The sequence below is a fragment of the Succiniclasticum sp. genome, from assembly GCF_056977735.1.
In genome coordinates, this window is sequence record NZ_DBMCWA010000008.1 from 57603 (window position 1) to 83111 (window position 25509).

Annotated in this window: 29 protein-coding genes; all 29 read left to right on the top strand. The window is 53.0% G+C overall.

Annotated elements, in window-relative coordinates:
* Positions 1 to 46: 46 nt before the first annotated feature.
* The 29 genes from ACZOWY_RS06000 to ACZOWY_RS06140 all read left to right on the top strand — a co-directional run bounded on the left by ACZOWY_RS06000 (position 47) and on the right by ACZOWY_RS06140 (position 25484).
* Positions 47 to 1309: a phage portal protein gene (locus ACZOWY_RS06000; protein WP_484393765.1), complete on the top strand. Its 1263-nt coding sequence runs from the start codon at positions 47 to 49 to the stop codon at positions 1307 to 1309.
* Positions 1306 to 2013: a head maturation protease, ClpP-related gene (locus ACZOWY_RS06005; protein ID WP_484393766.1), complete on the top strand. Its 708-nt coding sequence runs from the start codon at positions 1306 to 1308 to the stop codon at positions 2011 to 2013. The genes ACZOWY_RS06000 and ACZOWY_RS06005 overlap by 4 nt, the downstream gene beginning before the upstream one ends.
* Before the next feature lie 19 nt (positions 2014 to 2032).
* Positions 2033 to 3199, top strand: a complete 1167-nt coding sequence (locus tag ACZOWY_RS06010; RefSeq protein WP_484393814.1) for a phage major capsid protein — start codon at positions 2033 to 2035, stop codon at positions 3197 to 3199.
* A gap of 17 nt (positions 3200 to 3216) precedes the next feature.
* A complete protein-coding gene (locus ACZOWY_RS06015; RefSeq protein WP_484393815.1) occupies positions 3217 to 3495 on the top strand; it encodes a head-tail connector protein in 279 nt (92 codons plus the stop codon).
* 3 nt (positions 3496 to 3498) lie between these two features.
* Positions 3499 to 3813 carry a phage head completion protein gene (locus tag ACZOWY_RS06020; RefSeq protein ID WP_484393767.1) on the top strand — a complete coding sequence of 105 codons (315 nt, stop codon included), beginning with the start codon at positions 3499 to 3501 and terminating at the stop codon, positions 3811 to 3813.
* Positions 3810 to 4259 carry an HK97 gp10 family phage protein gene (locus ACZOWY_RS06025; RefSeq protein WP_484393768.1) on the top strand — a complete coding sequence of 150 codons (450 nt, stop codon included), beginning with the start codon at positions 3810 to 3812 and terminating at the stop codon, positions 4257 to 4259. The genes ACZOWY_RS06020 and ACZOWY_RS06025 overlap by 4 nt, the downstream gene beginning before the upstream one ends.
* Positions 4256 to 4669, top strand: a complete 414-nt coding sequence (gp17, locus tag ACZOWY_RS06030; protein WP_484393769.1) for a tail completion protein gp17 — start codon at positions 4256 to 4258, stop codon at positions 4667 to 4669. Before ACZOWY_RS06025 ends, gp17 begins: the two co-directional genes overlap by 4 nt.
* Positions 4666 to 5142 carry a phage tail tube protein gene (locus ACZOWY_RS06035; RefSeq protein ID WP_484393770.1) on the top strand — a complete coding sequence of 159 codons (477 nt, stop codon included), beginning with the start codon at positions 4666 to 4668 and terminating at the stop codon, positions 5140 to 5142. The genes gp17 and ACZOWY_RS06035 overlap by 4 nt, the downstream gene beginning before the upstream one ends.
* Before the next feature lie 21 nt (positions 5143 to 5163).
* Positions 5164 to 5544, top strand: coding sequence for a hypothetical protein (locus ACZOWY_RS06040; protein WP_484393771.1), 381 nt, complete (start codon positions 5164 to 5166; stop codon positions 5542 to 5544).
* A 44-nt stretch (positions 5545 to 5588) separates the two neighbouring features.
* Positions 5589 to 5897, top strand: coding sequence for a hypothetical protein (locus ACZOWY_RS06045; protein WP_484393772.1), 309 nt, complete (start codon positions 5589 to 5591; stop codon positions 5895 to 5897).
* Between the two features lies 1 nt (position 5898).
* Complete coding sequence (locus tag ACZOWY_RS06050) at positions 5899 to 8817, top strand: hypothetical protein (protein WP_484393773.1); 2919 nt, start codon at positions 5899 to 5901, stop codon at positions 8815 to 8817.
* On the top strand, positions 8817 to 9182 hold the full coding sequence (locus tag ACZOWY_RS06055; protein ID WP_484393774.1) for a hypothetical protein: 366 nt from the start codon (positions 8817 to 8819) through the stop codon (positions 9180 to 9182). Before ACZOWY_RS06050 ends, ACZOWY_RS06055 begins: the two co-directional genes overlap by 1 nt.
* 2 nt (positions 9183 to 9184) lie before the next feature.
* Positions 9185 to 9787, top strand: coding sequence for a phage minor tail protein L (locus tag ACZOWY_RS06060; protein ID WP_484393775.1), 603 nt, complete (start codon positions 9185 to 9187; stop codon positions 9785 to 9787).
* Positions 9784 to 10212, top strand: coding sequence for a C40 family peptidase (locus ACZOWY_RS06065; protein ID WP_484393776.1), 429 nt, complete (start codon positions 9784 to 9786; stop codon positions 10210 to 10212). Before ACZOWY_RS06060 ends, ACZOWY_RS06065 begins: the two co-directional genes overlap by 4 nt.
* Positions 10190 to 14386 (top strand): host specificity factor TipJ family phage tail protein, encoded by a 4197-nt coding sequence (locus ACZOWY_RS06070; RefSeq protein ID WP_484393777.1) that lies wholly within the window; start codon positions 10190 to 10192, stop codon positions 14384 to 14386. Before ACZOWY_RS06065 ends, ACZOWY_RS06070 begins: the two co-directional genes overlap by 23 nt.
* Positions 14386 to 14769: a hypothetical protein gene (locus ACZOWY_RS06075; protein ID WP_484393778.1), complete on the top strand. Its 384-nt coding sequence runs from the start codon at positions 14386 to 14388 to the stop codon at positions 14767 to 14769. The genes ACZOWY_RS06070 and ACZOWY_RS06075 overlap by 1 nt, the downstream gene beginning before the upstream one ends.
* The gene (locus ACZOWY_RS06080; protein ID WP_484393779.1) at positions 14769 to 15452 is read left to right on the top strand and encodes a hypothetical protein; all 684 of its coding nucleotides are present in this window, start codon (positions 14769 to 14771) and stop codon (positions 15450 to 15452) included. The genes ACZOWY_RS06075 and ACZOWY_RS06080 overlap by 1 nt, the downstream gene beginning before the upstream one ends.
* 12 nt (positions 15453 to 15464) lie before the next feature.
* A complete protein-coding gene (locus ACZOWY_RS06085) occupies positions 15465 to 16958 on the top strand; it encodes a hypothetical protein (RefSeq protein WP_484393780.1) in 1494 nt (497 codons plus the stop codon).
* Positions 16959 to 17045: 87 nt separating this feature from the next.
* On the top strand, positions 17046 to 17552 hold the full coding sequence (locus tag ACZOWY_RS06090) for a phage holin family protein (protein WP_484393781.1): 507 nt from the start codon (positions 17046 to 17048) through the stop codon (positions 17550 to 17552).
* Positions 17545 to 17871: a hypothetical protein gene (locus ACZOWY_RS06095; protein WP_484393782.1), complete on the top strand. Its 327-nt coding sequence runs from the start codon at positions 17545 to 17547 to the stop codon at positions 17869 to 17871. Before ACZOWY_RS06090 ends, ACZOWY_RS06095 begins: the two co-directional genes overlap by 8 nt.
* Before the next feature lie 4 nt (positions 17872 to 17875).
* Positions 17876 to 18220, top strand: a complete 345-nt coding sequence (locus ACZOWY_RS06100; RefSeq protein WP_484393783.1) for a hypothetical protein — start codon at positions 17876 to 17878, stop codon at positions 18218 to 18220.
* Positions 18201 to 19130: a hyaluronate lyase N-terminal domain-containing protein gene (locus ACZOWY_RS06105; protein ID WP_484393784.1), complete on the top strand. Its 930-nt coding sequence runs from the start codon at positions 18201 to 18203 to the stop codon at positions 19128 to 19130. Before ACZOWY_RS06100 ends, ACZOWY_RS06105 begins: the two co-directional genes overlap by 20 nt.
* Before the next feature lie 12 nt (positions 19131 to 19142).
* Positions 19143 to 20099: a hyaluronate lyase N-terminal domain-containing protein gene (locus tag ACZOWY_RS06110; protein ID WP_484393785.1), complete on the top strand. Its 957-nt coding sequence runs from the start codon at positions 19143 to 19145 to the stop codon at positions 20097 to 20099.
* Positions 20100 to 20110: 11 nt separating this feature from the next.
* On the top strand, positions 20111 to 20986 hold the full coding sequence (locus ACZOWY_RS06115) for a hypothetical protein (protein ID WP_484393786.1): 876 nt from the start codon (positions 20111 to 20113) through the stop codon (positions 20984 to 20986).
* 27 nt (positions 20987 to 21013) lie between these two features.
* On the top strand, positions 21014 to 21604 hold the full coding sequence (locus ACZOWY_RS06120) for a GH25 family lysozyme (RefSeq protein ID WP_484393787.1): 591 nt from the start codon (positions 21014 to 21016) through the stop codon (positions 21602 to 21604).
* An 18-nt stretch (positions 21605 to 21622) separates the two neighbouring features.
* Complete coding sequence (locus ACZOWY_RS06125; protein WP_484393788.1) at positions 21623 to 22048, top strand: peptidase M24; 426 nt, start codon at positions 21623 to 21625, stop codon at positions 22046 to 22048.
* A 315-nt stretch (positions 22049 to 22363) separates the two neighbouring features.
* Positions 22364 to 22513, top strand: coding sequence for an SHOCT domain-containing protein (locus ACZOWY_RS06130; protein ID WP_177205964.1), 150 nt, complete (start codon positions 22364 to 22366; stop codon positions 22511 to 22513).
* A gap of 44 nt (positions 22514 to 22557) precedes the next feature.
* Positions 22558 to 23856 (top strand): recombinase family protein, encoded by a 1299-nt coding sequence (locus tag ACZOWY_RS06135; RefSeq protein ID WP_484393789.1) that lies wholly within the window; start codon positions 22558 to 22560, stop codon positions 23854 to 23856.
* Positions 23853 to 25484: a recombinase family protein gene (locus ACZOWY_RS06140; RefSeq protein WP_484393790.1), complete on the top strand. Its 1632-nt coding sequence runs from the start codon at positions 23853 to 23855 to the stop codon at positions 25482 to 25484. The genes ACZOWY_RS06135 and ACZOWY_RS06140 overlap by 4 nt, the downstream gene beginning before the upstream one ends.
* The last annotated feature ends 25 nt before the right edge of the window (positions 25485 to 25509 follow it).

The following is a 25509-nucleotide window of genomic DNA, read 5'->3' on the forward strand; positions in this document are numbered from 1 at the left end:
AAAGTAGTACGTTTTTTTGTCTTGCTTTTAAGGAAAGAGGTGTCGTATGTTCAAATTCTTTGAAAAGTTTTTCCATTCCCGGGACAAACCCCAAAATGCACTAAGCGGTACCCTGCAGTACTACTTTGGACGGAGCGCGGCAGGGCAGACCGTGAACGAACGCACGGCCCTGCAGGTCACGGCGGTGTATGCCTGTGTCCGTATACTGGCGGAATCCATCGCGGGACTGCCACTGCATGTGTATCGCTACAAGGATAAAGGAAAAGAGATGGTCGTTGACCATCCGTTATACCCGCTGCTCCATGACGAGCCGAACCCGGAGATGACCAGCTTCGTCTTCCGGGAGACCCTCATGGGGCATTTGCTTTTATACGGCAATGCTTACGCCCAGATTATCCGGGACGGGTACGGCAGGGTGAAATGGCTGTACCCGCTTCTACCGGATAAGATGGATGTACGAAGGGATGATGCCGGACAGCTTGTCTACACCTACATCCGATACCTGGACGAGTTCGGCGGGAGACAGCGGTTTGAGGAAGTGAAGCTCCGGCCCGACCAGGTGTTGCATATTCCCGGCCTGGGATATGACGGACTCATCGGCTATTCCCCGATTGCCATGGCGAAGAACGCCATCGGCATGTCCATGGCGGCGGAGGAATACGGTTCCACATTCTTCGCCAATGGTGCTACGCCCAGCGGGCTGTTGGAACATCCCGGCGTGGTGAAAGACCCGGAAAAGCTGCGGCAGAGCTGGCACGCACAGTTCAGTGGGAAGAACAGCCACAACGTGGCGGTACTGGAAGAGGGTATGACATACAAACCCATGTCTATCTCGCCCAACGAGGCGCAGTTCCTGGAGACGCGGAAATTCCAGATCGATGAGATTGCCCGTATCTTCCGGGTGCCTCCACACATGGTGGGCGACCTGGACAAATCCAGCTTCTCCAACATTGAGCAGCAGGCCCTGGAATTTGTGAAGTACACGCTGAACCCCTGGGTCATCCGATGGGAACAGTCGATGCAAAAAGCGCTTTTGTTGCCTGGCGAGAAAGGACATTACTTTATCAAGTTTAATGTGGACGGCCTCTTGCGTGGTGATTACCAGAGCCGGATGAACGGTTATGCGATAGGCCGGCAGAACGGCTGGCTTTCCGCCAACGACATCCGAGAGATGGAAAACCTGAACCCGATATCGGAAGAAGAGGGTGGAAACCTGTATCTTATCAATGGGAACATGACCAAGCTGAAAGACGCGGGGCTGTTTGCCAATAAACAACAGGCGATACAGAACGGAGGGAACAACAATTGAAAAAGAAATTCTGGAACTGGGTACGGAACGAGGATACCGGCAACCGCACCCTTGTACTGAACGGGCAGATTTCCGATGAGACCTGGTTTGGCGATGAAGTCACACCGGGTCTTTTTCGTGAAGAGCTGCAAAGCTGCGAAGGGGACATCACGGTATGGATCAATTCGCCTGGTGGGGATGTGTTCGCCGCAGCGCAAATCTATAACATGCTGATGGAATATCCCGGCAACGTGGATGTCCGTATCGACGGCATGGCGGCTTCTGCCGCATCGGTCATCGCTATGGCAGGGAACAAGGTGTCTATGTCCCCGGTAGCCATGATGATGATCCACAACCCTATGACCGTTGCCATGGGCGACAAGAAGGTCATGCAGCAGGCCATCGATATGCTGGACGAGATCAAGGAAAGCATCATCAATGCCTACGAGCTGAAGACGGGCCAGCCCCGGGCGAAGATTGCCCACATGATGGATACAGAGACCTGGTTCAATGCCAAAAAGGCGGTGGAACTGGGATTTGCGGACGACATCCTGTACTCCGGCGATTCCGATAAAAAGGATATCGCGGAGGCTGTACTGTTCGGCAGATTGACGGTCATCGATTCATTCCTGGGCAAGTTCAACATTATTGACAAAAAAACGGAACCGGATGACCGGGTAGATGTGAAGCCGTTTAAGGAACGGCTGGAAAAGATAAGTCATTAAGGAGGAAAAAACAATGGCTATGAACGTTACTGAACTGATGGAAAAACGTGCGAAACTGTGGGAAGCCACGAAGAAGTTTTTGGAAGACCACACCGACAAGGACGGCAAGATGACTGCCGCTGACGCGGAGACCTATGAAAAGATGGAGGCCGACATCGCCGAGATGGGCAAGACCATCGACCGTCTGGAAAAGCAGGGCGAGATGGAAAAGAAGCTGGCCATGCCTTCCGGCAAACCCCTGGTAGGTAATCCGGGACAGCCTGCAAAGACCGGCACGGCTTCCGATGAATATCGCAAGGCGATGTTTACGGCGATCCGTACCAAGTTCCGCGAAGTATCCAATGTCCTTCAGGAAGGCATTGATGAAGCGGGCGGCTACCTGGTGCCTGACGAATATGACAAGCGCCTGGTGGATGTGCTGGATGAGGAAAATGTCCTGCGCGGACTGGCGACGATCATCCGTACCAGCGGGGAACGCAAGATCAACATCGCGGCAACCAAGCCGGCAGCATTATGGGTCGAAGAGGGTGGCGCGCTGACCTTCGGCGATGCGACCTTCGACCAGAAACTGCTTGACGCCCACAAGCTGCATGTGGCCATCAAGATTACAGAGGAACTTCTGGCGGACAATGCGTTCCAGCTGGAAGATTATATCATCACGCAATTCGGCAAGGCGATTGCCAACGCGGAGGAAGATGCCTTCCTGAACGGGGATGGCGACGGGAAACCGACCGGCCTCTTTGCGGATGCGCAGGTCGGCGTGACCATCGACACGGTGGAAATCGAAGCCGACGATGTCATCGACCTGGTGTACAAGCTGAAACGCCCGTACCGTAAAAAAGCATCCTTCATCGCCAACGACAGCACCCTGGCAGTGCTTCGCAAACTGAAGGACGAGAATGGGAACTACCTGTGGCAGCCTTCCCTCCAGGGCGGGGAACCGGACCGTATTCTTGGTTATGCCGTCCGTACCTCCCAGTACGCACCGAAGCTGGCGGCGGGTAAGGTGGCGCTGGCCTTCGGTGATTTCAGCTACTACAACATCGGTGACCGTGGCCAGCGCAGCCTGCAGGTATTGAAGGAACTGTTCGCTGGTAACGGTATGGTCGGCTATGTGATGAAGGAACGTGTGGACGGGCTTTTGATCCTGCCCGAAGCAGTACAGGTATTGAAGGTCCAGGCCTGATGGAAAGGGTGATGGCCATGCTTCTGGAACTGGAGGAAGTAAAGAACTACCTGCGTGTGGACACCAACGAGGAGGATGGGCTCATTACGGGCCTGTCCCAATCGGCGGAAAAGCTCTGCATGGATGTGGCCCGCATCGATGACCCGGACGATTTCGCATCGCTTGGGGAAACGGCAAAAACAGCGGCGATGTATGCCGTGGCCTACCTGTACGAACACCGGGAGGAAGCAGACCATCACGCCCTGACATTGACCCTGCGTTCCCTGTTGTTCGGGGTTCGGAAGGAGGGCTTTTGAGACATGAAGATCGGAAATCTGGACCACCGGGTCACGGTGCTGAAGAAAGTCCGGGGCGTGGATATAGGGCTGGGCGCTCCGGTGATGTTTGAAGAAGACGGGAAAGCCTGGGCGGAGTTTTTAAAACAGCGGGTGTCTACCGGCGCTGTTGCGGATGATGGGGCGGCGGTGGTCGTCACCCAGGGTATACGCATCCGGCCCCGGATCATCGAAAAAGGCTGGCGCATCCGGGAAAAGGAACACACCTATGAAATCATCGATGTGGACCGTTCTGACCCGGCGGTGTATGTATTAACGACACAGGAGATACAGCCATGACAGCCTTTACCATAAAAGTAAATATGGGGTCGGTCATCTCACAGGCGATCCGGGATATTGATCGGTTTGATGCGGAAAAACAGAAACGAATCCGCAAGGTCATCGCTGACGGCACAAAGGATGTAAGGGACAAGGCGGTGGAAAGGGCACCCAGGGGGCCGTCCGGGAGACTGAAAAAGGGGATCCGGGATTCCATTATCCATGACGGCAGGGAAGGACTTGTCACTTCTACCGCACCCCATTCCGCATTGGTGGAATACGGATCTAACCTGCGGGTTACGCTTCCCCGACGAAGGAAGGCGCTGAAGTTCACCTGGAAAGGTAAGGTCGTCTGGGTAGGGGGTGCCATAGGTACTGGGCGGATGCCGAAGAGGTCGTTTTTGAAACCGGCAGCGGACAGGGTGTGGCCGAAGATTGTGAGATCCATGGAGGACGCATTGCAATGATGATGGTGAAAGATATCCCGCAGGTCGCCCTGCGGATGGCAATCTATGATTTATTAAAACACGGGCAGGAGCATAACGTGTACGGGGATGTGTCGGAAGACGGCGCGTTCCCGTATATTACTATCGGGGCGATGAATTTTCGTCCTATCGGTAATAAAACTTCCGTCATCTGGCAAGCGACCGCCGCCATCGAGGTATGGGCGGACGGGAACCAGAAACGGGAGATGAACGATATCCTGAACGACATCTGTGTCCTGCTTTCCTACTATGGCAGAAGCCTGGAGATCGGGGGATATTGCGTGATCGATACAGAACTGGAACTGGTGGAAACTTATCCGGAAACAACCACCGGGTACCACGGGACAGTGACAGTACAATTTAAGTTGCAGAAAGGAAAGGTACAGCAATGAGCAGGTTAACGGCATCAGAATTACAAGACCTGCCGGAGAATCCGGATACTAATATCGCGGAAGCCGGCAAGGATGTGTTGTTGTATATCGGAAAGAGCAGTTCAGGGGCCTCAGAGGTGTTCGCCCTGGTGGGCGGGCAGCGGAACTCCACTATAGAGATGAGCGCCAACTCGCTGGATGCCTCGCACAAAGGCTCCGGCGGATGGAGCGCCAACAAGCCGGGGCTCAAGAGCTGGAAATCCAGCTTTGACGGGCTGCAGATCATGAGCGATGAGGGGGCGCAAATTATGGAACATTGTTTTCGGAACGGGAAACAGGCCCATGCCAAATTCGTGTATCCCGACCACTCTTACCAGATCGGCTGGGCATATATCACGGAGTTCACCCGGGACAACCCCCATGACGGGATCGCCACCATCAAGGCGACCATGGAAGGTGTCGGGGAAATCTCCGAGATTACGGCGGCTTCCTGATTGTGACATCAAGGAGATGGCATGATGAAAGAATCTATCACATTTAAAAACGGGGACAGGATCTGCAGGCTGCTGTTTACGATCCGCAGCCTGAAAGAGATGGAGCAGGAACTGGGGTTTTCCCTGAACCTCTTGTTCACGCCGAACCTGGCACTGACCCTTCGGCTGTGTACGATCCAGTTCACGCAGCTGGGCATCAAGTACGGGCTGCAGGATAAAGAGCCGGAAGACGGGGATACCTACGAGTTCATCCAGGACTTCTGCGATAACGGCGGGACGCTGGACACACTGAACGCGCATATCCTGGCGGCCATCGATGCGACGAACCTTTTTACGGAGGGGCGGACGGAAAACCTGGAGGAGATACGGAAGGTGCTGGAGACGGCGAAGGCAAAAGCCTGATCTCCTTTTCCTCCGTAGCGGAATGGGTCAAGGCAACAGAACCAATGGCATATACCATCGGTCTGAAACCCGATGAGTTTGAACAGTTGCAGCCCGGTGAGTTCTGGCTCCTGGTGGAAGCCCGTGCAAAGCGGCAAAAGGAGCAGGACTACCGGACTGCGTATTTTGTGTCGTACCTTATCGCCCCGTATGCAAAAGAAGGAGTCACGATCGATATCGAGGATATCGTTGCGCCCCTGTGGGGGAAGGCGGAAGAACGGAAGAAACAAAAACAGGCGGAAATGAAACGGCAGAAAGAACAGGACCGAAAGATACTTGAAACAGAATTTGCCTGGGCGTTGGGGAGTGGATGATATGTCAGTGATCTCTGCATTGATGGTAAAGATCGGGGCGGACAGTTCCGGGTTGCGCAAAGAGCTGAAAGCGACAAAAAAAGATATAGACAGGACGTTTTCCCCGGACCCGGTGAAAGGGTTTACCGACGCGGTGACGGGAACGACGGCTACGGTCGGAAACCTGGTCAGCAAGTTCAACGCGGCTGCAATCGTCATCGGCGGCGGGTTCGGTCTGACCGCCCTCATCAGCCGGGCGGTGGCTGCCGGGGACAGCATCAACGACCTGGCAGAAAAACTGCATATCTCTACCGCCGAGGCATCCCTGTTTTCCAAGACCATCAAACTGGCCGGCGGGGATGTGGATGCAGCATCTACTGCCCTGGCGCGGCTGGATTCTACCATCACCGGGAACGGCGAGAACGCGAGGAAGACCCGTGAGGTTTTGGATGCCATGGGGATATCCCTGACAGACCAGGCCGGGAAACTGTTGCCACTGAACGAACAGATGCATAACCTTGCCAGGGGATACCAGGAAGCCTCCCGGGCTGGGTACGGGCAGGAGTTTATTATGAACACCTTGGGCGTGCGGGGCATGACCTTGACCGAGACGTTGCTGAAATTCAATGAGGCGGCGGAAGATGCGTCCAAGATAAAAGGCATCGGGCTGGACCCGGAACAGATGTCGGACATCAACCGGCAACTGCAGCTGACCCAGGCGCAGCTGGACCAGCTTACCATGGCAGGCGGCGCGCTGCTCGCCCCCCTCGTGGCAGAATATCTTCCGGGCATCACGGAGGGTCTGGCAGAGGCGGCAAGGCTGATCGCGGAAAACAAGGAAGAAATTGTTGCTTTCGGTACGGGCCTGGCGGAACTGATGGTGACCTACAAAGCCCTGATGGCCGTCCAGAAAGCGATGGACTGGGGCGGGTCATTCCGGGGAGCGTCTGTCGCAGTGGAAACCGTGACCAAGGTACAGGAGTCAGCCATCGCCCGTAGACTGAACATGCTGAAGGCCGCCCAGAAAAAAGAAGAGCAGCTGATGCTCAAAGAAGTCAATGCCCGGAAGATCGCCGAAGCGGAAAAGGAAAAGATCATTACGGAGTCCTGCATGAAGATACAGATGAAATACGCGGAAACTTCCGCGCGGATTGAGGCACAGATGCGGGCTGCCTACCAGAAGATGAACGCGCAGGCAAAAATCTCTGCGGCGGGACAGGTGCAGGCTATCGCGACGACCGGCGCGGCGGCCCAGGCAGCCGGGGGCAAGATGGTAGCGGCCAGCGCGGCGGCTTCCGGGGCGGTGTCATCACTGACAAAAACTGTATGGAACCTGGTAGGCGGATGGTATGCCGTGGCGGCAGCCATCGCCTTTGCCTTCGAGAAGCTGGTGGAGTTCAAGCAGGAAAAATCCAAGGAGATCATCGGTGACATCTATGTAGGAGGGCAACAGTATCGCAGGGCTGCGGACGGGGCATTTTACCGGCAGGACATCAACATGGAGGCGGAGGACGCGTTCGATACCTATAACGAGACCCATGTCACGGATGAGGAGGAACTCGCTGCGGTGCGTGCAGCCTATCTTGCAAAGCACCCTGTGAAGAAAACGGAAACGCCTAAACCTTCGGATGTTGACAAATATAAAACTGTCTTTGGCAATATCGAAAGTGGAGGCGGAGGTGCCTCCGGGAAAGGTTCTTCCGGCAAAACGGAAGACCCGGAGAAGGAAGAACAGAAACGCCGGCAGGAACTGCAGAGGAGCATCGAGCAGGAATATTCCATGCGGAAAACGGTGAACGACGCTATGCGGGAAAGCGCGAACCTGCAGACGGCTTATATGACCGCTGCGGAAAAGGCGGTCTATGAAATTGAGAAAGACCACGAACGGGCGGTGGAATCGATACAGAACCGGTGGCTGGAGTTCGAGACGCGGTACATCGGAATGACGGATGCCGAACGGGAACAGATGGTTAATAACCTGGAAGAACTTGGAGCAGCCTATGAAATCACAGAGACCGGGAAACTGTCCCTGGCAAAACAGGTGGCGGCAGATATCGCGGCGGCAAACAAGCAGTACGATGATGAGATCGTGGCGTACCATGCGCAGTGCAAGGATATCCTTGCAGAGATCGAGGATGCATATAGGACCGGTTCCCTGGAGAAGCTGCAGGAAGCTCTATCGGAAGAGAACACGGCGGTGTTGAACTCATTTAACACCCGGCAGAACCTTATGCAGCGGTATTATGAGAACTGGCTGCAGATGCATAAAACCACCAGCGAACTGGTGGCGGATATTGTTCTGGACAGCCAGGGGACATTTGAAAATTTCTTTAAAAATGTGCTGACTGGCCAAAAGAGTTTCAGCGACTCTTTCATGGACCTGTTGAACGGGTTATTGGATTCCATCGTAAAAAGCATCGCGGAGACCATGGCGGCGCAGGTGGTGAACCAGTTCCTGAATTGGATCATGCCCGGATTTTTCAGTGGTGGCGGAAGCGTATCCGGTGGGTTCAATACACATGGGGTTGCGGCGAACGTGCTGGGCATCCGTCTGGGTAACTTTGCTTCGGGAGGGATCATCTCCGGCGCAGGAACATCCACTTCTGACAGTATCCCTGCCATGCTTTCGGACGGGGAGTATGTCCTTAACGCAGCTGCGGTACGGCGTATCGGGATCCCGGCGCTGAACGCGATCAACTCCGGAAGTATCCGACAGTTTACCCAGGGCGGGTATGTTTCCCCGGGGCCAGGTAAAGCTGTTTCAGTCAATGGGATGCCGAACATCATCGTGAACATCAGCAATGCCAGCGGTATGCCTTTGGCAGCAGAGGAGACCGGAAGCAGTTTTGATGGGGAAAACTATATCGTCAGCGTGATGATGAACGCGATCGCGACGAACAAGATGGGAATACGGACTACGATGAAAGGAGCGATGGGCTGATGGCCATACAATTTCCAACCAGTATCGACCCGCCGACATGGCCGTTCGAGTGTGAATACGAGAATAATTCCATCATCACAAAGTTTGAGGACGGGTCCCAGCAGAGCCGCAAAAAGTTTACCCGCAGCCGACGGAAGTGGAAACTGAAATGGAGCCACCTGCCAAGGGAGCAATACCTAACGTTGATGAATTTTATATCCCAGACCGTGTCGTTTTCGGCACGGTCTTTTACTTGGACGAACACCGATTCCCTGGATGATGCCGGTGGGGCGGAAACGGTTGAGGTCCGCATCACGGAAGTAGGGAAATGGACGAACGATGCTCTGCATTACTGGAGCGGCACGATTGAATTGACAGAGGTATAAACATGTTATCCATATCTGCGATATCCAAGGCAGAAAAGAATAAATTATCGACCGACAGCTGCTTTTTGATCCTGCTGGAGATACGGCTTGAGACTCCTGTCTACATCTGCTACAACAACGAGGATGTGGTGTGGAAAGGGCAGCTGTACCAGGCATTCCCCTTCCAGATCGGTGAGACTTCGGAAGAAAGCGACGGGTCGGACCCCAATGTGTCGCTGAAGGTCAGCAACGTGGCCCAGGGCTTCCAATGGTATGTGGAGGACAGTGGGGGCGGGGTAGGTACCGAAGTCATCCTGCGCGTAGTAAATTCCCTCAATATGAACGGGGATCCCGACCTGGAGGAATACTACACGGTGCTTTCGTGTAAGGTAGACGAACAGTGGATAGACTTCACTCTTGGCAACGCCTACAATGCGCGCACCCGGCGGCCCCTGGACCGTTACATGAAGAATGCCTGTCCGTTCCTTTACAAGGGGCTGCGGTGTGGATACAACGGCAACATGGCAGGCTGTATGCACACGCTGGCGGACTGCAGGCTGCATAATAATTCCGCAAGGTTCGGCGGATTCGCCGGCATTGACCAGAAAGGAGTGTACTCACGATGAACTATACGGACTTGATCGGTGTTCCATTTGTGAACCGCGGCCGGGACATCAACACCGGTTTTGACTGTTACGGGCTGGTCAAAGAAGTGTTCCGTCGCTACGGCTACACAATTCCTGAATACGATATGCAGTACAACTATAACGATATGTGCCGCGTCAACGAATTAATAAGCGGCAACATTCATGCGTATCCATGGCGTGAGATACAGGAACCGAAAGTACCTTGTCTGATTGCGATGCGGTTCGGAAGCCCGGAAGGGATGGTCAACCATACGGCGGTGTATATCGGCGGCGGCAGGTTCATCCATACAAGGGAGCGTGTCGGCGTGTGCGTTGACAGGCTGTCCAATCCGGCCTGGCGCAAAGTGATTGTCGGGTTCTATGAATATGTAGGTGAGTCTTATGGTAACTCTTGTCATTGTTAAAAATCCATTCTCGCCGCAGGATGGGCGGGAAGTCAAGTCGATCCAAGCCCAGGGTACGCTGGGGGAGTTGTTGGAAGAGTACAAGATGCCGGGGGTGGATTTGCAGGCTGCCGTAAACGGATATGCCTGTGAGGACGGGGACATCAAAGACGGTGATTTCATCGTTATCTATCCCGCCATCGGAAAGGGCGGAAAAGGCGGCAAGGGAATTTTAGGGATCGTGGCCGCCATCGCGTTGTCCGTCGTATCGTTCGGTATCGCCAGCGGAGGGTGGCTTGCATCCAGCGGGTTCTTTGCGGCAGGACACCTTGGCGCCTACATGGCGGCTGCGGCTGTCATGTTCCTGGGGTCGTCCCTTATGGGAAGGCTCATGGGGCAGAAAACGGACCTGGGCGCGTTTGACGCAGACAACGAACCTACTTATTCCTGGAGCGGGGTACAGACGATGGAGGGGCAAAACAACGCCATTTCACTGACCTACGGCAAGGTGAAAAGCGGCGGGCAGACCATCGGCAAGTTTGTCTCCTCCGAAAACGATGAGGAATACCTGAACTGGCTGGTGGCCTGCGGTGAGGGTGAATTAACCATTACCGACATAAAGCTGAACGAAAACCCTGTTGGGAATTACGAAAACGTAACGTGTGAAATTCGAAGCGGTACGAATGACCAGTCCGTGATTCCGTATTTTAACGACACCTATTTTACCAAGAATCTAAGTTATCACATGATACAGGAGAATACCTGGTATACGGATACGGCACAGGGTACGGCAACGGACGGTTTGATCTTTAAGATTGAACTGCCCAACGGGTTGTATCACGGCAACGACAAAGGCGGGTTTGACAGCAGCTATGTTGAGGTGCAGATGCAGTACAAACCGGCCTCTGCCTCGGCATGGACTACGCTTGACAATGCGAGGATAACAGGCAGCTCCAACAAGGTGATCCGAAAGGAATACCGTGTCGACAATATCCCTTCCGGCACATATGACGTACGTGCGAGGGTGACTTCTTTCCAGCACAACAACGCGACGCGGGACATGCATGAGATCTATTGGACGGGCATTACGTCCATCGTCTATGATGACTTCATTTATCCCTGCCAGGCGCTGATCGGTATCCGGGCCAAGGCTACAGACCAGTTAAGCGGGAACCCCACGCTGACCTTTCTGAAGGAGCGCGAATCGGTATGGGTGTACAATCCCCATTCCACGGCCTATGAAGAACAGGATGCCGACAACCCCGCATGGGCCTGTTATGACTTTATCCACCAGGCCCGGAAACTGAAGAACATACACACCAACGACATGGAAATCGAGGTCAGGGGCGCGGCGAAAGAACTCCTGCGCTATGACGATTTCTCGGAATGGGCGGAGTGGTGCAGGGAAAAGAATTACAAGGTCAACATCGAGATCAACACGGCCGGGGAAGTGCTGGAGATGGTGAACCAGAAAATCGCTCCGGTAGGGCATGGCCTGGTGGTGCGGTTCGGCACGAAGTATGGCTGTATCTATGACCATGTGCAGACGCCGGTGCAGATGTTCGGCATGGGAAACATCATTTCCGGCACATTCCAAGAAGAGTTTCTAAAGGTTTCCGACCGGGCGAACTGTGTGGAGATCACCTTTACAAATAAGGATGCCGGCTATGAGCGCGATGTCCTGACCATCTATGGTGATACCTATGATACCGATGGCTACGTCAAGACGGCCCAGATGACCTTTGACGGCATCGTGGACTACCAACAGGCATACCGGGAGGGAAAATACCAGTTATATACCAACCGGTATCTGCTTCGGACGGTATCTTTTGAAGCAGGTATTGACGCCATTGCCTGCACTGTCGGTGATGTGGTTCTGGTATCCCATGATGTGCCGAGATGGGCGAACAGCGGCCGGATCCACAGCGTCAGCAACAAGCGGTTTGTGCTGCCGATAGAGGTGGAGGACCTGGGGCAGTCATACCGGATCCAGTGGCGGACGCAAAACGATACCCTCTACGTAAGGGCATGTACCATTGTCTCTTCCACTGACGGATGGACAACGATCAATATATCCGGCACAATCCCGTCGACGGACAAACCCCAGGCAGGGGATGTGTTCGACCTTGCGGTGGCCTCCACCGGGAGCAAACCGTTTGTAGTGAAAAGCATAACCAGGGCCCAGGATTTTACACGCAGGATCACGTGTCTGGAGTACAACGAGAATATCTTCAATGAGAACTATGATGTGCCGGTTATCAACTACTCCACATGGAAAGGCGAGCCGCAGAATGTCACAGGGTTGCTGGCGGGTATAACGCAATCCAGGAACACATTTGGAGAGAAGGTTGGCAAACTGCGGTGCAGCTGGAATATACCGGACAATGGTGGAACTTATACGGTACTCTTGTCAACAGACGGCACGACCTGGAAGATTGGCAAAAGCGGTATAACGGAAAACAATTGTGAAATCAATGTTCTGCCAGACACAACCTATTATGTAAAAGTTATCACTGTGCTGGGCGTAAACCAGTCTACGGGAACGCAATTCGGGCCGGTCTATCCAACCGGGGAGGGCGCTCTGCCGATCGTAACTAATCTGACGGGCTATACGCGGTATCGGGGCGTGAAGAATGGCGAAGAACGGTATGAGATTCATCTCGTATGGACACCGCCGTTATTGAGCAATTACCAAAGTTGTGATGTGTGGTACAAAACCAACCATGTCCAGGTTATGGAAATCTCCATGGCCCAGGACGTTGCCGTGGACCAGTTGGGGTTCCAAAACGATTGGAGATACGCGGGAAGCGGATACACCGACTTTACGATGCCGGATGTGACCACAGGGGATACCTACCGGTTTGCGGTGGTGACGAAAGACACGCTGGGCAACACCAATCTCGCAAGTTTCTCCCCGTACGTTGATGTGGTGGCAACGGCGAAGACCGAAACGCCAAATACACCTGACGGGTTCAGCATCAAGTTCCTGGGTGATGGGTGCGTGGCGTCCTGGAAAGAAGTGTCCAATGCTGACATCCAGTATTATGAGGTACGCAGGAACACCTCTGTTGGCGTGGAGGATGACAACCTACTGGCAAGGACGAGCGGGACGTCTACATCAGTACCGCTGACCAGCAGGACAGGAATACTGTACCTGTATGCCCGATCTGTGCTTGGCAAGTACAGCGCCCCGGCAAAACTGGAGTACGTAAAGGCAGCGCCGCCCAGGCCGGGCAGTCCGCAGCTGGTCAGCAAGCTGGGCGGTTTCTCGGTTGGCATCTCGTCCATTCCGGCCGGCTGTACGGGGATGCGGATCTATATCAGCGGCGTTGAGGAAGAAGAATATTTTACGCAAAACTCCATATACAACTATCCTTGCGGTGCCGGCATCTATGATGTGCAGGTAGCCTACGTTGACTACTTTGGCACGGGCGAAAAATCGAACGCCAGCCGTATCGTAGTCAAGGCTTTGGTGGATGAGACCCTGCTGGCGGAACAGGCGATTACAAGGGAGAAACTGGAAACCGCCATACAGACCGCCGTTGATGATGCCATACGGAGTGTAAAGGAAATCGCAAGAATTGACGATTCCCTGCAGACGTTGGATATGGATGTCAGCGGGATTGTAACGGAACTGAACAGGGAGCCGGGGCAGAGCGGTTACCATTCCATATCGCAGCTGAAGACCCAGGCTGACAGTATAGTGGGTACCGTAGCCGAGTACCAGGCTACCCAGGAAGGGGTCAATGAATCCGTCGCCAGCCAGTTGGCACAGAACGCGAGAGCGATCACGGCGGTCGTGACGAACTTAGGAACGGCAGAGGGCGCACGAAACTATGCGGCCCTGCAGATAATGCAGGACGGGATTGCCAGCAAGGTAGCGATGGGCGATGTGACCAGTTATTTCCAGCAGAGCCATGCCGGTTTTTTTATCAAGGGCAGCCTGATAAAAATCGATGGGGATACGGTAATCGGAAACAACATCATCACACAAGACATGATACAGTCCAATGCCATCAGCGCAGGCAAGATAGCGGCTGGCGCCATTACCGGTGAAAAGATAGCGGCCGGAGCGGTGACCGCAGACAAGATGACGATAGGCTCTTCAACCGGCGCAAGGCTGGTCTTAACGAATAACCTGCTGTGTGTATATGATTCCAATAATGTGCTTCGTGTGAGATTGGGGGTGTGGTAATGACAGTATATTTGATGATCGCGGCGATTGTACTGCTTTCCGCTATAGTTCTTTTCAGGAATAGGAGGGGGGATACGGAAATGCCACAGGGGTTACAGGTATCGGATGCCCGGAACAATATTATCTACGAAACCGGTACCAACATGACACGGTTTATTGCAAGACGTGAACTGTTCGGTTCAGGCACGCTCACGTTGGAAGAATTAGGATATTCGGGTACAAGCCTGTTTGTGATCATGGTCACAAGTCCATATTATAAAGCGAATTACACGGATCCGCCGGATATTACGATCACCATGACAAACACATCATTGACATGGGTGAACGTACCCAATAACAGAACCGATGGAGTTCCGGCATCTGTGCTGTTGGGGGTGTACTGATGAGTAGCGTATTTGAAGTTTTTAATGATGAAGGTAAACTGTCGATTACCGATGAAACGCCGTGTGTCTATGTTATCGCCAAACGCAAAATTGGCGCGTATGACAGCATCCAGGAAATTTCGGAAACCGACCACAATTTGACATTCTCGAATCTTGGCGGCAAGGTGTATTTTATTGGCTTTGATCTGAACCAATTACCGAACGGTACGATCTGCATTGACACAAGGGGGGCAACGGGTCTTCATAATTTCGCATATGTCCAGGTTTACGGCAACCTGGATAGCGTAAGAAATGTAGACCTGTATTTTTTTGGGATCAGGCAAAAGACAGACGATAGCCTTGCGGGCATGGAACTGTATGACAAAGACGGTTACGTGTTGTTTACGTCACGCCCGGGCACCCAATATCCAAACGTGTTGAGGGCAAGCTCAGACGATTCAGTTTCTTTTTCGGTGACCACGGATCCGGCGGTCTTTGTTGTTGTCGGTTGGGATGTCTTGGCTGATGGGGTCGGACGCAGTAATCCGTTGTCTGGAGGAAGCAGCAGGCGGTTGCCGTGGGTCACGAAGAACGGGACGTCCATTACCGTAAACAAAGATTACGCAGGAAATTATTGGCCATCTTTGAAGCGTTCGGAATACTTATATAACTGGCTGCTCTTAATGTTGCAGACAGTGGAATGATGGGGGGAGAACATGCAGAAAACGACATATCAGACACCGGAACTGCGTGATTCCAATGACAACATCATCCAGCAGGGCGCCTTCGGTAAGCATACAGCGCTGGCGAACGCGACGAACAACGGCTGGACGGATTATGTCGTCAACAACCTGGAAGCATTACACGACAGCATCGGAGATGTGGAGGCTGCCGTTACCGCCAAAACCGGCACGACGGACTACCATGGCGACATATGGTTCGCTGACACGGGAAACGCGGCGAAGCTGGTGAAGAGTGACGACTTTACCTACAATCCGGCGTTGGGACAGATGAAAGTACCAGTGATCCGGCAAACGAATTCCTTTTTCTACCGGCAGGTAAAAGGCGGGTGGTACACAAACTCCGGAAGCAACGTGACCGGAAGCCTGGTCATCAAACTGCCTGTGACAAAGACGACCGATTCCAATAACCATTATTTGTATTTTGGCGTCTATGTTTATGATTATTCCCATATGGGCCAACGCGCGATACTGCGGATTGGTGGTATGGTCAACTCCAAAACATTAGCGTGGACAAATCCCACTGCTGAATGGATTGGGGGTGACGCCTCTGTCCGAGTTACATTCGGGGATGACGGGACATCCCCGCTCGTCGCGATAGGAAAGTCTGACAGTACGGCATGGACGTACCCGAAGGTAGCGGTCTTTGACTTCATAACAAGCAATGCCAACCTGGAAACAGGTCTGTGGGATATCACGTTGTCCGGTGCGGAACCGGCCAATGTCAGCAAGGTGATACGGTATCCGGGCATCGCGGAACCACCGCCGAATTATCCTGCCCACAACGTTCCATACCGAAACGTGGATCTTGGTACTGCCATTACGGACGAACAGCTGGCGGCTATACGGGACGGTTCATTTGAGGGCATCAGCGTCGGCGATTGGTGGACCATCAACGGCAACACATGGATTGTAGCGGGTATTAACTATTTCAAAGACATCGGGAACCCGCGTTTTACTGCAAACCACATCGTGGTGTTCCCGCAACGAGTGCTATACATGAAAAAGATGAACAGTACGGCGACAACGGCCGGAGGCTATGTTGGTTCAGAACTGTTTGCGGACCTGGAGACTACGGCGCTGCCCATCATCGAAGAGGCCTTTGGTGCAGACAACATCCTTTCGCACGCTGTTTATCTTCCTACAACCTGTGTTGACGGCGAATACACGGGTGGCGCGTACCAAACACGCAAAGTGGATTTGATGAACGAAACCATGGTCTTTGGGTACCAGAGGTCCGGTAACGTTTATGCGGCTGGCACGCAAAGCAGCCGATTGCCAGTTTTCACCTATAAACCACATTTGTTACGGGCCTTGAACACGACCGGCAGCACGGCAAGGAAATGGTGGCTGTACGATGTTGCGTCAGCAGCTGCGTTCTCTGCGGTCAGCGCCTATGGCGTTCCGACCACGCTGAACGCGAACTATGACACGGTTACTGGCATACGTCCGTTCTTCTGCGTTGGATGAGGCGAAAACGGATATGTGCAGACGGCAGGGATGACAGGGTGATTTTGCACAGCCCGGGATGAAGGGATTCAGTAAAGGGGGAATACTATGAACTGGGAAACAATGCATAAGGTGATGGAACGGTTGATGGAGCTGTTCAGCATCAAGGTGATCGCGGCAGGGCTGTTTGCGCTGGCGACGCATAAATACTCCATCCTGGTGGCAGGATTCGGGGTGCTTCTGTACATCGATATCCTTACAAGATGGATCGCCATCAGCTATATGTATCTGGTTGAGCAGGGGAATGAGAACCCTGCTTTTTTTGATGCCGTAAAAGGTATCAACAGTGCCAGGAAAGCGCGAAGGATAAACAGCGAGGAGATGCGAAAACGCGGCGTGAGCAAGCTGTTCGTCTATGCCATCTGCCTTTTGATGGCCGGGGTTTTCGACCTGATGAGCATGGCGGCCGGCGCAACGTCCCAGATCGTCCAAATCGTTTCCGGATACCTCGCGATGAACGAGGCATTATCTATTATCGAGAACCTGAGCGATGCGGGAGTAGAGTCCATGAAGATGCTTCTCGCAAAACTGAAAGGAAGGCGGGACCGTGTTTAAGATAGTGGACGGCAACATATATCACAAGCGGGGCGATACCGCTGAATTTGATATCAACGTGACTGTGGATGGCGTCGCGCCGGATTCTTATGAGGCGATATTCAGCGTCAAGCGTGATCTGAGGGACACGGCGTATATTTTTCAAAAGAAGGTAGTCAACGGCCATGTGCGGATCGAGCACAGCGACACGCAGGCCTTGCCTTACGGGAAATATTATTATGACATCCAAATCAGGCTGAACGACGGGACGGACGAAGGGTTATACCATACCATCGGGCCGTTTGGTTACAGCCTGAAGCCGGATGTGACGACGGGGTGATCATATGGCGGACATAGACGTTTCCATCTCCACCATGGACAACAAGGTCCATTATGAACTGGAGATGATAGGGATACCGGGGAAGAGCGCCTATGAGGTGGCGAAGGTGCATGGATTCCCCGGAACCGAGGAGGAATGGCTGGAATCCCTGAAGGCCGGGTTTGAATCCTTCGGCAGCATCTATGAATTCCCGAACATAGGAAAGGTGGGAGTCTCATATGTGGATACGGGGGAGAACCGGATATTCCGCTGGGATGAAGAGGATACGAAATATTACTGCATCGGCAGTGATTGGACACAAATCAATTGCATAAACGGAGGGAATGCAAATGGCGAACCAAACAGTTAACGGAAAGATATTGCTGCGGAACGACACGGCAACGAACTGGACAACAATTAACCCGGTATTAAGCAAGGGAGAACTCGGTATTGAGATTGATACTGCGAAGTTCAAAATTGGTGACGGGGTGAAGACCTGGACCCAACTGGCCTATGCGGGGACCGTGGTTGCTGCATCTGCCACCAATGGGCACATCACCATTGACGGTGTGGATACGACGGTATATTCGTTGCCGACAGGCGGCAGCGCTATTGGTGGCGTAAAGACCACCTCCAGCGGATCCGGTACTGTCAAGATAAATTCAGCCGGTACCATGGAACTGAATACCAGCGGTGCGACCGCAGGAACCTACACGAAAGTAACTGTAACCAACAAGGGGGTTGTGACCAAAGGCGAGAGCCTTGTGGCAAGTGACATACCGACCATAACGTTGAGCAAGATCTCAGATGCGGGTTCAGCCGCCTCAAAGAATGTGGGCACATCAAACGGTAACGTGCCGGTACTGGATTCCAACGGCAAACTGGCGACATCTGTCTTGCCGGCAATGGCGATTGGTGATACGGTGACTGTCGCCAATGATGCGGCACGGTTTGCGTTGACCACATCCAGTGTGCAGAAGGGCGACGTGGTTATCGTAACCGGTACAAATAAGACATACCGGGTTATTGATGAAAGCAAACTAAATGCAGAAGCAGGTTATGCACAAATACTCACTCCTGATGCCCCCGTGCAGTCTGTCAATGCCAAGATGGGTGCAGTGGTGCTGACGACTTCTGATGTAAATGAAGGGTCTAACCTGTATTATACGCAGGCGCGGTTCAACTCGGCGTTTGCGGCCAAGGCGTCCACCGGGCTGACTGACGGCGCATCGATATTACGCAATACCGACACCCTGACCATCGACTGCGGGAATGCGTAAGGAGGCGGCACTATGGCTACGATTACCGGGCGGATACAGATGCGTAATGATACCTTAACCAACTGGAGGACAGAAAACCCTATCCTGCTGAAAGGCGAGATGGGGATGGAGACAGACACCGGGAACTGTAAGGTGGGTGACGGGCTGACGACCTGGAACAGCCTCCCATACGCATTCTGTCGTAATACGAACCGGTCCGTCGAGTTCATCGCCGGGACGCAGACGGCATCGACCGCCTCGCTCACAGGGGTCACGGAAGATACGGGACTGTATGACGGCAAATGCATAAATTACTACTTGCCTTACGCCTCGAAGGCGAATGCCACACTGAATCTGACATTGGCGGACGGGTCGATGACCGGGGCAAAACCCGTCTATATTGTGAATGCGACACGTTTGGGAACGCAATACAGCGCCGGAAGTGTATTCTCCATGGTGTATTCCGCAACAAAAGACGCATGGTATTGCGGGAATTATTACAACAGCAACACCTATGACAGGATTCTGCATAACAATGCGGTATACGCGGCAACGGCCTGCACGGCAAAGGCAGTCATTGTCGGGACATCTGCCGGTTATAAAAATGCGGCGGCCGGGGTCTCCTTTGATATCTCGTACCCGGTCCTGTATGCATCTGCTGCAATCGGGGCAGGAAAAACGGTTACCTCTGCGTATGATGTCATGCCGTCTGTGGCGCTGACAGTGAACAAGCCGGGATGGTCGGGGACAACATATGCCATGGCGTTCCTGGTCGGCACAATAACGGGAAACATGTTCACAATCGATGATGCAGTGTTTACTACTACGATTCCCACAACGGAAGACGGGAAGGTCTATCTGCCAATCGGTGTCTGTGCATCCACGACAACTGTATTTTTTCATCCGGCAGGACAGATATTCGAGTATAAGGTCGGCATGTTCCGCCAGTATCAGCAAACCTATGACATAGCGGACTATAAGGATTATTGAAGGAGGACAGAATGGCAAACGCGATATTGATATCGGAACAGATTTTAGCGGATACGGCTTCCGCCATAAGGACCAAGCTAGGGATATCCCAGGCGGTTAAACCGGTGGAATTCCCATCCAAAATCGTCTCGATCCCCACAGGCGGTTCTGCGTCCGGAACAAAGACGATTACACAGAACGGGACATACAATGTGGCCGCATATGAGACGGTAATAGTCAACGTTCCATCATCTGGCGGTGGAAGCGGACATACGATAACATGGCCCAGTTCGCTGGTGAACCAGAACTGCTCGGTGGCGACGGTTTCACGGAATGTGAGTTCCCTGAACAGCCTGACTGTCAATACGGACCGGGTTGTCATTTCCCTTTCTCCATCTGTTGGCTACAACGCGGGAACGGTTGTTCTGAATGGAACGGATACTGGGCAGCAGAATACCAGCATCGTCCTTTCTGAGGATGTGGCCGTCACGGCGACGGCTGCAACGCCAAAACCGGCCTCCAACTACTTGATGGAAGCGTCAATGACGGTAGGGACGGATAATAATGGAGTCTATGGGTTTTCATTAGAGGAAGGATTCGGAAGCTGCCGGAACAACAATGTGGAGTATGACCCGGGCTGGGGAACGGAAAGCAGGACGGTGACCGGGTTTATCGTGACCGGGTTCGGCAATGTATATCTCTACTATAATGCCGCCGTGAATAGGTCGGCTCCCTGGGCATTATATATCGGGGACAGTGCAACCTCAGATTATTATGTATTGACCACAATGCAGTACGGAAGCATATCAGAATACTTTAGTACTCCTACCGGTTTGTTTGAGTACCTGCAAGCTTGTTACCAGAACGGGACAGCAGTACCGATGAAGTTGGCGGAAGTCGGCAGTTGATTGAGGACAGGAAAGGACGGATATGGAATGAAAAAAGGGATTGATGTATCGGAGAACAACGGCTGGATCGATTGGAAGGCCGTGAAGGAGAACGGAATCGAGTTTGCCATCATCCGTCTGGGATACGGGCGCGGGCATCTGGACAGCCTGTTCTACAAAAATGTCAATGAGGCGCTGGAGGCGGGGCTGAAGATAGGTGTCTACTATTACAGCTATGCGCTGAACAGGGTGGGCGCCTGGGAGGAGGCATCTTACATGATGCATATCCTGGAATCCTGTGGCCTGACACCGGGCAGGCTGGAGATGGGCGTCTGGTTCGACATGGAGGACGGCGACGGGTACAAGGAACGCAATGGAATGCCATCGGCACAGACCATTACCGCCATGTGCAACGAGTTCATCACCGAATGCAACAGGCACGGATATAACTGCGGTCTCTACGCCAGCCTGGACTGGTTGGAGAACCGCATCTACACGAACCTGCTGCCGGAGTACGTTCCTGTCTGGTGTGCGCAGTGGGCACATTCCTGTGACTGGCCCGGTGCCAAGATGTGGCAGTTCACCGACAGGCTGAAAGTCGGTAACCGGTGGTTCGACGGCAATTGGTTGCTTGAGTGAGGGAGGGCGGTGAAATGAATGTTCAGGACAGTAAGGGGATTGTGCTGCACATTATTGGTTGTCTGCTTATCTTTTATTCCGGCTTTATGTTCGGCAGAGCAACTCTACCAGATCACGGAAACGGAGCTGGAGCAGTTAGACAGGAACTTGACCGAGTTGAGGGATATCAACGACAGGCAGAGGACAGAGTCCGCGACATTGAGAAAACAACTGGAAGTGTCGCAGACGCAATTGACGGAAGCCGGAAAGCAGTCTCAGACGCTCAAGGCGCAGCTGGGCGCATTGAAGCTGACGCTGGAAGGGCAGGAGCAGTCATTGCTGAATGCCAACAGATTATTGCAGCAGTACGAACAAGAGGAAAAGTTCCGGCGACGAAAAATTAAACGGCAACGGAACATCGCTTACGTGATAGCCGCTGCCTGTATTTATTTTGCTGTGAGATAATTATAAATTGTGTATTACGGCCCGTGGGGAAACCTGCGGGTCTATTTTTATTTTTGTCCCGGCACTAAAAAAAGTGGCTGGTTGTGGGCATAGGAGTATGAGGGGACAGGGCCGCTGTTATTGCCTGCCGCATTTTGGAAAAGCTGATATCCCTCAATTAATACACGTTTTCTCTGTTAATAGTGAGAAGACACATAACGGAGTTGAACACTCCGCTTGTATATGGTGAAAGAAAATCATTTTTGATACAGCCTTAACTTTTGGCCTGTTTCCCGGCTATTAAGTGAGGGGTATTTTCTGAAGGAGGAAGGACATATGGAACGTGAGACCTTTCACAGCCAGATGATGTACAGCGTCACCATGGCCATAGTCAGGAAATCGCTGAAAGAGGGGGTCATCACCCAGGAGGAATACGATGCGGCAGACAGGCTGATGCGCGAAAAGTATACTCCGGTAATGACTTGACTATATGCGGCTTCAGAGTGATAGATGCCATGGGAGGTGAGATCATGAGCGGGACCGAAGTAATCCCGGCCACCAAGCCGCTGGAGACGCAAGTACAGAAAAAGAAGGTGGCTGCCTATGCCAGGGTATCTACTGACAAGAAAGAACAGGAGTCCAGCTATGAGGCCCAGGTGGCTCATTTTGAAAAACTCATTATGAATAACCCGGAATGGGAGTTTGCAGGGATATATACCGACAACGGGATTTCCGGGACGAGCCTAAAGCACCGGAAGCAGTTCCTGCAGATGATGGAGGACTGCCGGGCAAGGAAGATTGATATCATCCTTACGAAATCCATAAGCCGGTTCGCACGGAACACGGTCGACCTGCTTAACAGTGTCCGGGAATTGAAGGGGCTCGGCATCGAGGTGCAGTTCGAGAAGGAACAGATTAATACGACAGGGCTGGGCGGGGAGTTCTTGCTGACCGTCACGGCCGCCGTTGCCGAGCAGGAGAGCGTGTCCATTTCTAATAATATTAAATGGGCCATCCGAAGAAAGTATCTGCACGGCGAACCCAGTGGTGGCACGTTCGTATACGGATATCGCTGGGTTGACAGGCAGTATGTCATCGAGCCGGAAGAGGCAGAGGTGATACGTCAAATGTATGCAAGCCTTCTGTGCGGGGAATCCGTTTATGCCATAGCAAAACGATTACGGGAAGAGGGCCAACTGACGGTGCGCGGGAAACAGTTCAGTGCTGTCACGGTGCGCCGGATCCTTTCCAATCCTCTCTATGTCGGCGACCTGCTTTTACAGAAAGTGTTTGTCAGGGATTGCATCTCAAAGAAAGTAATCAATAATATCGGTCAACGGGACCGGTATTATGTAAAACACCATCATGCCGGGATTGTTGACAGGGAAACCTACGATAAAGTCCAGGAGGTCCTGGCGTACCGGACGAAGATGGGTTTCATGTTACGAAAGGGTATGACCTGCTTCACCCATAAGATCCAATGCGGCATCTGCGGCAAGTGGTACAGTCGGTTCGGCAAGGACGGTTATGTTGACTGGATATGCAGCACACGGAGGAAGGGAGAGGACTGTCCCAGCAAGTACCTCCCGGAAAAGAAACTGAAAGCAGCCTGCTGCAGGGTGCTGGGACTGGAAGAATTTGATGAGGCGATGTTCACGGATAAGGTTGAGAAGATAGTCGTCCCGGAACAGCACCGGCTGGTTTTTCATATGAAGGATGGGACGATAATAGATGAAACCTGGGAGCCGGTCAGCCGGAAGGATTGGTGGACACCGGAACGAAGGGCGGAAAGAAGCAGGCAATATAAAGGAAGGAGGTTCGGCGCATGAGCCTTGTTGTGCAAACGATACCGGCGACGATAAACCCTTTCACGGCAACGCCGGACGGAAAAAGAATCGCCAGGAAGGTGGCGGCGTATGCACGTGTTTCCACAGACCTGGAGGAACAGCAGACCAGTTATGAGATGCAGGTAAAGTATTATACGGAACACATCAAAGGGAACCCGAACTGGGAATTCGTGGGGGTTTATTCCGACGAGGGTATCAGCGGTACAAGCACAGCGCACCGTGAGGGGTTCAAGCAGATGATAGCTGACGCCCTGGCAGGCAAAATCGACCTTATTCTGACAAAGTCCATAAGCCGGTTCGCCCGGAACACAGTGGACTGCCTGACCACGATTCGAAAACTGAAGGAAAAGGGTGTCGAGGTGGAGTTTGAGAAAGAGGGCATCAAAACGCTGGACGCCTCGGGGGAACTCCTCATCACCATTATGTCCTCCCTGGCCCAGGAAGAGAGCCGGTCCATCTCCGAGAACACCAAATGGGGCAGGCGGAAACGGATGTCCAAGGGGATGTTCAACATGCCTTACAAGATTTTTCTGGGGTATGACCCCGGGCCTGACTACAAGCCGGTCATCAACGAGGAGCAGGCGGAGACTGTCCGGCTGATTTACCAATGGTACCTGGACGGACTGACCTTCGCCCGGATATGCCGCAGGTTGGAAGGGATGGGGGTGAAGAGTCCGGCAGGCGGTCCCCGCTGGCATACCGGAACGGTTCGCAGCATCCTGACCAACGAGAAATACAAGGGCTCCGCGCTTCTGCAAAAACGGTATGTGCCGGACTTCCTGACGAAGAAACAGAAGCTGAACGAAGGAGAACTGCCCAAGTATTATATTGAAAAAAGCCACCCGGCCATCATCAGCAAGGAGATGTTCGATGCAGTGCAGGAGGAACGCCTGAAACGGAAAGGGTCAAAGCTTATGTGGCGCGGAAAGGACGCATATTCCTGCAAGGTGAAGTGCGGATGCTGCGGAGACTGGTTCGCGGAGACTACCTGGCATTCCAATGACAAATACAGGAAAGTAATCTTCCGTTGCCGTAACAAATACCACAAAAAGACATACTGTGAGACCGGATGGTTCACGAAGGAGGAGCTACAGGGATTCTTCCTGACCGCGCTGAACGAACGGCTGCGTGGGAAGAGCGAGTTGGCAGACAATATGATGGCCATCAATGAAGAACTGTTCGCCGTAAAGGAACTGGAAGCCAATATGAAGAAGTATGACAATAAGCGGAAGGCCTTGCAGGAAGTACGGCTTGAAGGCGCGCTGATATATTCCCCGGAGCAAAAGGAAGAGTATGAAGCCAAGCGGAAAGTCCTGGAAGAAGCGTATGATGATGCGTTAAAGAAATATAAGGAATGCAAGAGTGAGTTAGAGAAACGGCAAGCAAAGAGGCTGTACTACGAATCCGTCAAAGTTACCATCGACCAACTCGGGGATGCCATCACCGAATTTGATGAACGTCTCTGGTGTAATCTTCTGGACCATATGGTCGTGAATGATGAGGAGAGGGTGACGGTTATCTTCCGGGACGGCATGGAAATCGTGGTTCCGCTGGGTGATCTGGTCAAATCCCGCACGAGAACGGTATCCAGGAAAAAAACGACCTCGTAAAATGGGCTGTGGCGCGTTTTTAGAG